Annotated in this window: 11 protein-coding genes; 10 read left to right on the top strand and 1 reads right to left on the bottom strand. The window is 44.2% G+C overall.

The features are described from left to right. Positions 1-6: 6 nt before the first annotated feature. The 7 genes from fdh3B (L2748_RS02080) to L2748_RS02050 all read left to right on the top strand — a co-directional run bounded on the left by fdh3B (L2748_RS02080) (position 7) and on the right by L2748_RS02050 (position 8,994). Positions 7-576, top strand: coding sequence for a formate dehydrogenase FDH3 subunit beta (gene fdh3B / locus L2748_RS02080; protein ID WP_220779771.1), 570 nt, complete (start codon positions 7-9; stop codon positions 574-576). Positions 577-651: 75 nt separating this feature from the next. Next, positions 652-1,632 carry a formate dehydrogenase subunit gamma gene (locus L2748_RS02075; RefSeq protein WP_220779773.1) on the top strand — a complete coding sequence of 327 codons (981 nt, stop codon included), beginning with the start codon at positions 652-654 and terminating at the stop codon, positions 1,630-1,632. A gap of 1,020 nt (positions 1,633-2,652) precedes the next feature. Further along, positions 2,653-2,850 carry a twin-arginine translocation signal domain-containing protein gene (locus tag L2748_RS02070; RefSeq protein ID WP_028766715.1) on the top strand — a complete coding sequence of 66 codons (198 nt, stop codon included), beginning with the start codon at positions 2,653-2,655 and terminating at the stop codon, positions 2,848-2,850. Positions 2,851-2,868: 18 nt separating this feature from the next. After that, on the top strand, positions 2,869-5,742 hold the full coding sequence (locus tag L2748_RS02065; RefSeq protein WP_220779775.1) for a formate dehydrogenase subunit alpha: 2,874 nt from the start codon (positions 2,869-2,871) through the stop codon (positions 5,740-5,742). A 29-nt stretch (positions 5,743-5,771) separates the two neighbouring features. After that, a complete protein-coding gene (fdh3B, locus tag L2748_RS02060) occupies positions 5,772-6,341 on the top strand; it encodes a formate dehydrogenase FDH3 subunit beta (protein ID WP_220762269.1) in 570 nt (189 codons plus the stop codon). Between the two features lie 80 nt (positions 6,342-6,421). Then, a complete protein-coding gene (locus L2748_RS02055; protein WP_220779777.1) occupies positions 6,422-7,405 on the top strand; it encodes a formate dehydrogenase subunit gamma in 984 nt (327 codons plus the stop codon). Positions 7,406-7,665: 260 nt separating this feature from the next. Continuing rightward, the gene (locus L2748_RS02050; RefSeq protein WP_220779779.1) at positions 7,666-8,994 is read left to right on the top strand and encodes a coproporphyrinogen III oxidase family protein; all 1,329 of its coding nucleotides are present in this window, start codon (positions 7,666-7,668) and stop codon (positions 8,992-8,994) included. Positions 8,995-9,045: 51 nt separating this feature from the next. Here L2748_RS02050 and L2748_RS02045 read toward each other — a convergent pair whose 3' ends face one another. Continuing rightward, the gene (locus L2748_RS02045) at positions 9,046-9,234 is read right to left on the bottom strand and encodes a hypothetical protein (RefSeq protein WP_220779781.1); all 189 of its coding nucleotides are present in this window, start codon (positions 9,232-9,234) and stop codon (positions 9,046-9,048) included. 322 nt (positions 9,235-9,556) lie between these two features. On the opposite strand from L2748_RS02045, the gene L2748_RS02040 reads away from it, so the two are divergent. The 3 genes from L2748_RS02040 (at position 9,557) to L2748_RS02030 (ending at position 12,598) form a co-directional block, all read left to right on the top strand. Further along, positions 9,557-10,402, top strand: a complete 846-nt coding sequence (locus L2748_RS02040; protein WP_220779783.1) for a PfkB family carbohydrate kinase — start codon at positions 9,557-9,559, stop codon at positions 10,400-10,402. A gap of 245 nt (positions 10,403-10,647) precedes the next feature. Next, on the top strand, positions 10,648-12,105 hold the full coding sequence (locus L2748_RS02035; protein ID WP_220779793.1) for a sensor domain-containing diguanylate cyclase: 1,458 nt from the start codon (positions 10,648-10,650) through the stop codon (positions 12,103-12,105). Positions 12,106-12,196: 91 nt separating this feature from the next. Continuing rightward, positions 12,197-12,598: a DUF4870 domain-containing protein gene (locus L2748_RS02030; protein ID WP_220779795.1), complete on the top strand. Its 402-nt coding sequence runs from the start codon at positions 12,197-12,199 to the stop codon at positions 12,596-12,598. Positions 12,599-12,629 lie beyond the last annotated feature (31 nt).

The following is a 12,629-nucleotide window of genomic DNA, read 5'->3' as shown; positions in this document are numbered from 1 at the left end:
GCCAGAATGGCTACAATGAAATTTTTATGTGATACCAAGCGCTGCATCGAGTGTAACGGTTGTGTCACAGCATGTAAGAACGAAAACGACTCTGCTCTAGAGTGGGGAATTCAACGCCGTCGCGTAGTAACAATTAACGACGGTGTTAAAGGCGAAGCATCTATTTCAGTCGCATGTATGCACTGTAGTGATGCACCTTGTATGGCAGTTTGCCCTGCAAACTGTTTCTACAAGACAGAAGATGGCATCGTACTGCACGACAAAGATACTTGTATCGGTTGTGGTTACTGCCTATATGCTTGCCCATTTGGCGCGCCACAGTTCCCTAAATCAGGTGCTTTTGGTGCTCGCGGTAAGATGGACAAGTGTACTTTCTGTGCCGGCGGCCCAGAAGAGGACTTCTCTGAAGCTGAGCGTCAGAAGTACGGTGCAAACCGTATCGCTGAAGGCAAGCTACCTATGTGTGCTGAGTTGTGTGCAACTAAGGCGCTATTAGCGGGTGACGCAGAAGTTGTTTCTGCCATCTTCCGTGAGCGTGTTGCATACCGTGGTTCTAACAAAAATGTTTGGGGCTAAGCCCTAAATATTGAGTTAGTCCATAATCGCTGCAAGCTGTCTTAATAAGTTAGCTTGCAGCATTCAGGAGGTGACATGAACAAATGGTTCAAACACATAGGCGTGGCAATTGCACTGTTATTTAGTGTGTCGGTATTTGCCCACGATGCCCCTAAAGTGGGTGACACTAACGAAGTAAATGGTCAAATCTGGGCCCAGCTAAAAGCGGGTGAAGAAGGCTATACCACTTCGAAGAGTGAATTCCACGGCCAAGCAATTAACACCTATGATCTACGTGTACTTGAATTGCGCAGTGATATTCTTGCGCCAGCATTAATGGCAGCCCTGTTCGGGATGATCATTATTTTTGTACTGTTTATCAAAGTGAACGGCATTTCTAAGCTGCACGGTGGATACTCGGGCAAGCTGGTTTATCGTTGGTCTAAGTTTGATGTATCAATTCACTGGCTAGGTGCGATTCCTTGTCTGTTGTTGATCTTAACAGGCTTAACCCTGCTTGCTGGGCGTTTCTTCTTCCAGCCATACATAGGCGAAGGTGTGTGGGCGGCAATGGTGAACGGTGCTAAGCAAGTGCACGATATTATGGCTATCCCATTCATGTTGGGTTGGGCATTAATGGTGACGCTATGGGCGAAAAACCAAATGCCTAAGATGTATGACCTTAAGTGGATGATGGTTGTTGGTGGTTACATCAACTTCGGTCCATTCAAAGGTAAGCATCCTGACGCTGGTTTTGCTAACGCGGGTGAGAAATTATGGTTCTGGGCATTTGCAGCCTTTGGTCTATTAATTTCAGCATCAGGTATGTTGCTACTATTCCCGAACTTGTTCGAGCCTAGCCGCACCCTAAGCCTAATCGCATTAGTACTGCACTCTGTGAGCGCAATTATCATTACTGCTTTCTCAATCGTGCATATCTTTATGGCAACGGTTATGTCTGAAGGTGGTATGGAGTGTATGGTTTCTGGTTACTGTGATGAAACATGGGCCAGTCAGCACCATAACCTTTGGTTTGATGAGATCAAAGCAAACGGTACCCTTAAATACAAAGAGTAATGTTTGCTAAGTGATTTGAAATGCCTCGACTATGTCGGGGCATTTTTTTAGCTACAACTCGCTGAGTAGAGCAAAATCATATCCTGATTGGTACTAGGTGAATTAACTTAAGGCAAACAGCGTCGGGATCTGAGTCTGTTGTTAAAGTTATTCAATATCTAGTTCCTGCCAGAGCGCTCTATAACGACGAATAATGCCGATTTAGAGGTTGTCACTAACAAAGCCTCTATGATGCTGTTATACACTGCTGTGGCGGTGTTCAGCTGCAATCTATCCCTAGTGGTTACAATCATCCAGGCTTGAGTCATTTGTATTTTCGCAACCAATAGTTAAGTAGAAATTCGTTCGGTCTTTTGTGCCAGCAATAACGACGGATAGCTATTGAAAGCCATGTTTACCCTATAGCCACTCAAGCGATGTAACGGCTCAGTTAAATCTTCATATACAACCGCCCTCAATACTTGATTTCACCACGTTGGTAGCCGATTTATGTTCGCTAACGTTAAAGGGTGTTAAGAGCATGCGTAGCTCAAATTGCCTCTACATAACCACCTGTTTGTTTATCACCGAAAAGCAACAAACTTACACCATAAAGTGCCTATATTGATTGTTATTTGTTGGTAATGGCGGCTTGGTTGGTACATATGTTAAAGATTGGTGTTATTAATCTAAAAATATATAAGTTACTGACTATAGGTTTATTTTGATTTTCGCTTGTTGGGTTTGTGGTGCGATAATTTGGTGTTGTGCGTCAGTTTGCTTTGTAAAACATGCTCTAGTTAACACTTTTGTTCTGATTTGGCTGAAATCGAAAGTTTAATCGGATTTAGATCAACTTTTTGAAGATTGAAATTCTTTATATTACGCCGGCTATATTGGGGATAACTCTAATAAATATACACTTTTTACAATGTTAAACGGCTGATTAACTAGCGATTAACCTGCGTTGCAAGTCGTAGCGTTATTGGATCTATCTTAAGTGTTTATAAACAAAACTATTCCTTCCTACTAGGAGTGAAAATGAAAAAGCAACAGCCTGATCTGAACCGCAGATCTTTGCTGAAAGCACTAACTATCGGCGGCACTGCAAGTGTTGCTATCGCCGCAACTGGCGTAAGTGTTGCTCAAGCAAGTGAAACGAAAGTTAGCACCAAAAATGTAGATGGCTATCATGAAACTGCACACATTCGCAGTTATTACAATAGCTTACGCGGCTAGTTTAGGAGAAGTACAGCGATGAAGTTAACTCGCCAATCTAACGCGGCACCTACCGTAGAGAAAAAGACTCTAGGTATTAGCCGTCGTCAGTTTATGAAGCAAGCAGGTATCACATCTGGTGGTATCGCAGCAGCTTCTTTATTAGGCACTGGCATGATGCGTAAAGCAGAAGCTAAAGTGCAAACTGTTGCTCATGACGCACCAACTGAAATCAAGCGTACTGTATGTAGTGCTTGTGCGGTAGGCTGTGGTTTATACGCAGAAGTTCAAAATGGTGTTTGGACAGGTCAAGAGCCTGCATTTGACCACCCATTCAACTCTGGCGGCCACTGTGCTAAAGGCGCGAGCTTACGTTACCACACGCATTCAAATAAGCGTGTTAAGTACCCAATGAAGCTTGAAGGCGGTAAGTGGAAGAAGCTTTCATGGGAACAAGCTATTTCTGAAATCGGCGATAAGATGCTTGAGATCAATCAAACATCAGGTCCTGATTCAGTTTACTTCATGGGTAGTGCGAAGTTCTCTAACGAAGGTGCATACATGTACCGTAAGTTAGCGGCAATGTGGGGCACAAACAACGTTGACCATTCAGCGCGTATTTGTCACTCAACGACAGTTGCTGGTGTTGCGAACACTTGGGGTTACGGTGCACAAACCAACTCTTTCAACGATATTCGTAACGCAAAAAATATCTTCCTGATTGGGGCAAACCCTGCAGAGGCGCATCCAGTAGCGATGCAGCACATTTTAATCGCCAAAGAGCGCGGCGCGACAATGACTGTTGCTGACCCACGTTTCTCTCGCACTATGGCGCATTCTGATATTCACCTACCATTACGTCCAGGTACCGATATTCCTTTGGTTTACGGTCTAATGTGGCACATTTTTGAAAATGGTTGGGAAGATAAAGAGTTTATCCGCACACGTGCTTACGGCATGGACAAGATCCGTGAAGAAGCTGCGCGTTGGACTCCTGAAGAAGTTGAAAACGTAACTGGCGTATCTCGCGAAGCTGTTTATGCTGCTGCTAAACAAATGGCGACTAACCGTCCAGGTACTGTAATTTGGTGTATGGGTGGTACTCAGCATCACGTTGGTAACGCTAACACGCGTATGTACTCTATCCTGCAGCTAGTGCTAGGTAACATGGGTGTATCAGGTGGTGGTACTAACATTTTCCGTGGCCACGACAACGTTCAGGGCGCAACGGACATGGGTCTGCTATTCGACAACTTACCAGGCTACTACGGCGTTGGTGAAGGCGCATGGCACCACTGGTCTCGCGTATGGGATCTACCATTCGACTCAGTTAAAGCACGTTTCGACCAAAAGCCTTACTTAGGTCGTAGCCCAATGACTACTCCTGGTATGCCATGTTCTCGCTGGCAAGATGGTGTATTAGAAGCTAAAGACAAACTTGCGCAAAAAGATAACTTACGTCTAGCATTCTTCTGGGGTCAATCAGTTAACACTGAAACGCGTCAGATGGAAGTACGTGACGCATTGGACAAGCTAGAAACAGTAGTTGTTGTGGATCCGTATCCAACAATGGCGGGTGTTATGCACCGTCGTCAAGATGGCGTTTACTTACTACCAGCTGCAACTCAGTACGAGTGTGAAGGCTCAGTAAACAACTCTGGTCGTAGTGCACAGTGGCGTCAACAGGTTGTTGAGCCATTATTCGACTCTAAGAATGACCTAGAGATCATGTACCGCTTAGCGAAGCATGTAGGCATTGCTGACGCATGGACTAAGCACATCAAGGTTAATGGCAATATGCCTGATTCTGATGACATCATGCGCGAATACGCTAAAGGTATGCGTTCAGTGGGTTACACAGGTTGGAGCCCAGAGCGTATCCGTGCTCACACTATGAACTGGGGTGATTTCTCTTCTGAAACGCTAGAAGCTGCTGGCGGCGTGAACAAGGGCGAGACTTACGGTCTACCTTGGCCATGTTGGGGTACTCCAGAGCAGAAGCATCCTGGTACACAGATTCTATACCGCACAGGTATGAACGTTAACCAAGGTGGTGGTAACTTCCGTGCTCGTTTTGGTGTTGAACACGAAGGCGTGAGCATTCTAGCTGAAGATTCTGCTTCTGTTGATGCTGACATTCAAGACGGTTACCCACAATTTGATGACAAGATGCTGAAGCAACTTGGCTGGTGGGATGAGCTAACTGCTGAAGAGAAAGCACTAGCTGAAAACCGTACTTGGGCGACTGACTTAGGTGGCGGTATTGTACGTGTTGCGCTAGCACACAACATGGTGCCATACGGTAACGCTAAAGCACGTTGTCGCGTTTGGACTTTCCCAGACGAAGTGCCTGTTCACCGTGAGCCAATCTACACAGCACGTCGTGATCTGATTGAGAAGTACCCAACTCATAACGACATGCAAGTTCACCGTCTACCAACCTTGTACAAAACGTTACAAGACAAGGTTATTAGCGATGATCTAGACAAAAAGTACCCACTAATTTCTACTTCTGGCCGTTTGGTTGAGTACGAAGGTGGTGGTGAAGAGTCTCGTTCTTGCCCATGGTTGGCTGAACTTCAACAAGAGATGTTCATCGAAATTAACCCTGCTGATGCTACAGATCGCGGTATTCGTGACGGTGATGACGTTTGGGTTGAAGGTGCTGAAGGCGGACGCATCAAGATCAAGGCGATGGTAACTCCACGTGTTGGTGCTGGTGTCACTTGGATGCCTTATCACTTCGCGGGTGTAATGCACGGTGAAGATCTGCAATATCCAGAATCTGGTGGAGTTAGCACTAAGCCTTACGTAGTGGGTGAATCTTGTAACACGGTAATGACCTATGGTTATGACCCTGTGACTCAGATGCAAGAAACTAAAGCCACACTTTGTCAGATTGCTAAAGCTTAATAGCTGTATTAGCTAGGAGAATTGCCAGAATGGCTACAATGAAATTTTTATGTGATACCAAGCGCTGCATCGAGTGTAATGGTTGTGTCACAGCATGTAAGAACGAAAACGACTCTGCTCTAGAGTGGGGAATTCAACGTCGTCGCGTTGTGACTATCAATGACGGTGTTAAAGGCGAAGCATCTATCTCTGTAGCATGTATGCACTGTGACGATGCACCTTGTATGGCGGTTTGTCCTGCAAACTGTTTCTACAAGACAGAAGATGGCATCGTACTTCACGACAAAGATACTTGTATCGGTTGTGGTTACTGCCTATACGCTTGCCCATTTGGCGCGCCACAGTTCCCTAAATCGGGTGCTTTCGGTGCTCGCGGTAAGATGGACAAGTGTACTTTCTGTGCGGGTGGCCCAGAAGAGAACTTCTCTGAGGCAGAGCATCAGAAGTACGGTGCAAACCGTATCGCTGAAGGCAAGCTACCTATGTGTGCTGAGTTGTGTGCGACTAAAGCGCTATTAGCGGGTGATGCAGATATTGTTTCTTCAATCTTCCGTGAGCGTGTTGCATACCGTGGTTCTAAAAACGCAGCTTGGGGTTAATCAACTTAGGTTGACTAATTTCTAGCGTACCCTGAGCGGCTCATTAGCGTGAGTCGCCCAGTGGTAAAAGAGGACGTATTATGAACAAATGGTTAAAACACATAGGCGTAGCAATCGCACTGTTTTTCAGTGTGTCTGTTTTCGCTAATGCGACTGACAAAGTGGGTGACACCATTGAAGTGAACAACGGCCAAATCTGGGCTCAGCTTAAAGCGGGCGAAGAAGGTCGTACAACTTCAACAAGTGAATTCCACACGCAAGCAATCAACACGTATGACCTACGTGTACTTGAATTGCGTAGTGATATTCTTGCTCCAGCATTAATGGCAGCCCTGTTCGGCATGATCATTATTTTTGTCCTGTTTATCAAAGTGAATGGCATTTCTAAGCTTCACGGTGGTTACTCAGGCAAGCTGGTTTACCGTTGGTCTAAGTTTGATGTATCAATTCACTGGCTAGGTGCGATTCCTTGTCTGCTATTGATCCTAACAGGCTTAATGCTAATTGCTGGTCGTTACTTCGTTCAGCCATATATCGGTGAAGGCCTATGGGCTAGTCTAGTTAACGCTTCTAAGCAGATCCACGACATCATGGCTATTCCGTTCATGTTGGGCTGGGCGCTGATGGTAACGTTATGGGCTAAGAACCAAATGCCTAAGATGTATGACCTTAAGTGGATGATGGTTGTTGGTGGTTACATCAACTTCGGTCCATTCAAAGGTAAGCACCCAGACGCTGGTTTCGCTAACGCGGGTGAGAAATTATGGTTCTGGGCATTTGCAGCCTTTGGTCTATTAATTTCAGCATCAGGTATGTTGCTACTATTCCCGAACTTGTTCGAGCCTAGCCGCACCCTAAGCCTAATCGCATTAGTACTGCACTCAGTGAGCGCTATTATCATTACTGCTTTCTCAATCGTGCATATCTTTATGGCAACGGTTATGTCTGAAGGTGGTATGGAGTGTATGGTTTCTGGTTACTGTGACGAAACATGGGCAAGCCAGCACCACAATCTTTGGTTCGATGAGATCAAAGAAAACGGTACGCTTAAGTACAAAGAGTAATCCTCTTTAGCACTTAACATCTAGACACCTCAGCTATTCGTAGCTGGGGTGTTTTTTTATCTGTGAAGCATTGTACGTTTTATGCGCAAACGCTAAAGTATGACTTACTTAACAAAAAAACTTACATTTCATTGATAGGAAACGCTAAATCGTAACCTAATCACGTTTTAAGCTCATTTAAAGTGCTAATTTTGCTCATCGCTAATGCATTCCAATGTTTCCGATTCTTTTGCCATTAGCATTCTTTTATAGGAATTTATATGTCGTCAATTATTCTGCCTGATTCAGTTCAACCTTATAACGCCAACATCACTACGCCTGACTGGATGATTAGCGGTATGGAAAAAGTCATGCAGTTTTATGTGGATCGTAATTTACGACTCGATACGGTTTCGGCTGAAATGATGCCAAACCCAATCGAAGGTAAGAAGTACATGCTGTATGCGCATGTGCCTTTCTGTCATACCTTATGCTCTTACTGTACCTTCCATCGTTTCCTATTTAAAGAAGATAAAGCACGCGCTTACTTCATCTCTTTGCGTAAAGAGATGGATATGGTTAAAGCCCTAGGTTATGACTTTGAATCTATGTACATTGGTGGCGGTACTACAACGGTATTGGAAGATGAGCTAGCTCGAACTATTGAGCATGCTAAAAAGCTGTTCCCAAGCATTAAAGAAGTCTCATGTGAGTCAGACCCACAGCATTTAGATAGCCCAGGCTTTAAGCAGCTTGAGGGCTTAGTGGATCGTATGTCGATTGGTGTACAAAGCTTCAATGATGACATCTTAGCAATGACAGATCGCATCGAAAAGTTTGGTTCTGGTCAGCAAACTTTCGATAAGATCATGGCAGCTAAAGAGCTATTCCCTATTATTAACGTTGATTTAATTTTCGGTTTCCGAGGTCAAACTGACGAAGTGATCCAGCATGACTTAGATATGGCATCTAAGTTAGATCCTCGCCAGATCACCACTTATCCATTGATGATTACTCACCAGACTCGTAAGAGTGTTAAAGGTAAGCTAGCGGCTCCTCAAGGGGACATGGCACGCCAGTATCGTCAAATTCTAAACAGCCTTAACGGTCAATATAACCAGTTATCGGCATGGGCTTTTGGTAAAGCCAATGACGAAGGTTTCGATGAGTACGTTATCGATTTTGATGAGTACTTAGGTGTAGGCTCAGGCTCATTCAGCTTCTTAAATGACACGCTTTATGTAAATACCTTCTCGCTACGTAAGTACCAAGAGCGTATCGCGAATGGTCAGATGGGCGTGGATCAGCAAAAGAATTATGGCCGTAAAGAAGTGATGCAGTACCGTTTCTTACTGGGCATGTTCTCCGGTCGTCTGTCACGTAAGTATTTCCGTGAAACATTTGGGGTTAACCTAGACACTGCACTGTTTAAAGAGATGACTTCAATGAAGGCCATCGGTGCAATTAAGAATGACCCAACTGATCCAGACAACCTGATCATCACCGATAACGGTAAGATGATGGGACTGCTGATGATGAAAGAGTTCTATTCTGGCATGGATAACGTCCGCGCCCAGTTACGTAAGCCACTTAAAGCTTGCGATATGTAAGACTCGCGACTAGCTGTTCGCTTGCGGTTACTAGATACAAAAAGGGTGAAGCTAATAAGCTTCACCCTTTTTTTCTATTAGGCGCTGTAATTTCTTGATGTCTTCTTTAATCTGCAACACATAGTCATCTGTGTACTGCAGTTGCTCAAATTCCACTAAACACGCTTGATAGCGAGCAAGCTGCGCTTCTGGTGTCGTGCCAAATTCTATTTGATTATGTATGCCAATAATTGAGTCCATTCAACTACCCTATAACTAGGTTTGCCAATATCTTATGTCGCAAATTTTTATTTGCGTAGCGCTGTACTAGCTTTTATGGGCTAATAGTAGACCATTTCTGGCTGATTGCTCTGTTTTGCTGGTTTTATTTTCAGTAAGTTACCAAAAATGCATAGAAACAAGACGTTAATCACTAGGTGTTTGGGCTTACAACTGCTTGAGAGATCGCTTACAGCGGTAATGATAAAACCCTTGCCTGCAGAAATAGTAGAGCAGGGAGAGCTTGGAAGCCGACTGAAAATCTCTTACTATCGAATCAACTCTTGTTTTAAGTCGAGCTGTTATGGCGAATATATTGTTAGTCGCAAACCTCAATTGTGATCGTATTTTTAACCTTAACCAACCTATTAAAATGGGGGGGCGTTTCCATTATCAAGATGGCGGCCAGCGCTTAGGTGGTGGCGGTGCTAATACTGGCATAGGTCTGGTTTGGGCTGGTCATCAAGTGTCGTTAGTGACAGAAGTGGGTCGAGATGATGTTGGTGACTGGTTATTAGCTGAGGCAAGTACCCAAGGGATAAACTGCAGTTTGATCCAAAGGCGGGCGGGTAATACCTGTGAAATGCTGCTGATGATGACGCCGGATGGAGAGCGCACCATTATTAGACCTGAGCGACCCAAATTTGAGTTGCCATTGCCGCCAAACTGGCACGATGTAGATGCCTTGTATATCAACTCATCAACAGAAGGGGCGGCAAGCTGGGCAAAAGTTGCTATGAGCCATTGCTGGGTAGTCGCGCAGTTAGCTAAAGATCAGCGCTCTCGTCCCTGCCATGTATTAATTGCGTCGTTAAGTGATATGGAAGGGCGCTGTGATTGTGATTTTTGGCTGTTTGCGCAATCAATCGCTGGCGAGCAGCTGAAATACTTTGTGGTCACTGACGGTGAGAATGGCGCAACAGTTTATAGCGAGAACAAAGCAGAGCAGGTTGCTGCAGTGCCAAGTCTGGTCATTGATACAACAGGTGCAGGCGATGCTTATGCCGCTGGGCTCATTCATGGTTTGGTTAATGGCAACGGCATAGTGCAAGCGATGCAAGAGGCGGCAGTATGGTCTGGATTTGCAGTGGCAACTAATAGCTCCATTCCGGGTAAAGCCTTGCGACAATACCTGACGGATATGTCGTAGTTTTGTCATCTCAGAGCAATATTAATGTCATATCGGCTCTTTAATATTAGCGCTAGATAATTTTTGCATCTAGCCTTCCTAACTTACACCTTTGTTGCCTTGCTATTACGCAGGGCATTTTTTATGGTTTTATACCTACAAAAGTCGATGCAGGCATGATTATTTTCAGTTACCATTTCACAATGCTGCAACATTTGTAGCGGCTAAAGTGGTAATCGCATGCTGATGTTGAGTGAGGGGTAGATATGGGCGATAGAGTGTTTAATGATAAAAAACGTTTTATTTGGATTTTATCGCTGTTGCTATTGGCTGCCTTCGCAGTAACAAGTAGCATTAGTTACCAAGTCGCTCATGATTCTCTCAGCAAGCAGATCAAAGAAAATAATCTGCCGTTAACTAGCGATAATATCTATTCAGAAATCCAGCAAGATTTACTGCAACCGATCTTTATTTCCTCACTTATGGCGCAAGATACCTTTGTGCGAGATTGGACCATTAACCAAGAGCAAACTCCCGGCGACCTTATTCGCTACTTAAAAGAGATCCAAGAAAAATACGACACAGTGACCAGCTTCTTTATTTCCGAGTCGAGTCGAAAATATTATCACTCTAGTGGTGTACTTAAGCGAATAGAAGATATTAACCCTGAGGATGCTTGGTATTTTCGAGTGCGCTCACTACCTAAGTCTGAAGATTATGAAGTGAATATTGATTCTGACACAGTCGATCAAAATCGGACTGTGATTTATGTGAACTATAAGGTGTTTGATTTTGACGGTAACTTTATAGGAGTGACAGGTGTTGGTCTTGCTGTGAAAAATGTTAGACGCCTGATTGAGCTGTATCAGCAGCGCTATAACCGCAATGTATATTTTACCGATAGGCAGGGTAACGTCACCCTCCATAGTGAGCAGTATCAAGGCGCACGTAACTTGCAAGAAACTCCCGGCCTTGAGAAGTTAGCTACACGCATACTGACCAGCCCAAGCAGTTCTTTTGCTTATCAAAAAGAGGGACAAACGGTTTACCTTAATAGTCGGCTAGTGCCTGAGTTTAAATGGCATTTAGTGGTAGAGCAGGACGATGCCAGCAGTGAAAGAAAGCTGCTAACGACCTTTTGGATCAATATCGGTTTGAGTTTATTAGTGACCTTAGGCGTGTTGATTATCGCCAATATGACGTTAGGTAGATATCAGCGAAAATTGGAGTTGATGGCATCAACAGACAAACTGACCGGTGCCGCTAATCGGCAAGCTTTTGAAGAGCATTTTGCTAAGGCGTTAGCGCATTCGGTATTAGATAGTTCACCGATCTCAGTGCTGCTTATGGATATTGACCACTTTAAAAAGGTTAATGATTGTCATGGTCATAATGTGGGCGACCTTGTGATTCAAACCTTGAGTCACTTACTTGGAGGGCAACTAGGTAAAGATGATCTCCTGTGTCGCTGGGGGGGTGAGGAATTTTTGATCTTATTGCCTAACTGCAGTTTAAGTCAGGCTGCTGATCTTGCTGAAAAGTTGAGGCATTTAGTGGCAGAGCGAGAGTTGAGTGTTAACGGTAGTCAAATAAAGGTCACTATGAGTAGTGGCGTAGCCGAGTATCGTCGCTCTGAGAAACCAGAAGAGTTGATTAATCGAGTCGATATTGCGCTTTATCAGGCAAAAGAGCAGGGACGTAATCGGGTAGTATTATCCTATTAGTCAGCTTGAGTTTTTATTGGGTAAACGGCTTACAATACGGTATTGAAGCAACAGGTTATTAGTCGTTGTCGATTAATTCAGGGAGTGAAGAATGACGCAGGATGAAAAAAGTATGGGAGTCTTGGTGCACTTAGCAAGTTTTGCCGGTTACCTTATTCCCTTAGGCAGTATTCTTGGCCCATTGACTGTGTGGTTAATGAAGCGAGATGAATATGAGTCTATTGAACGTGGCGGTCGAAAGTGTATCAATTTTAAGATTAGCTTCTTAATTTATATGGCGATAACCGCGATACTCATGGTTATATTTTTTCGTCATGCCTCTTTCGAAGAAATATTGATCCAACTAGGTGTTGGCTTTGCTGTTTTAGGTCTATTAACACTCACAGACATCTTATGTACGATTATGGCGGCAATAAAGGCCTGCGAAGGAAAAGAGTTTAACTATCCGCTGTCGATTAGCTTTATTAAACCTAGAGTTTGTAGTGGCTATTAGCTCAAGCAGTTTATAACTTGAAGCTATAAAC

The organism is Shewanella sairae, from assembly GCF_023283535.1.
Classification (GTDB): Bacteria; Pseudomonadota; Gammaproteobacteria; order Enterobacterales; family Shewanellaceae; genus Shewanella; species Shewanella sairae.
This window is presented reverse-complemented; position numbering and strand designations above follow the sequence as displayed.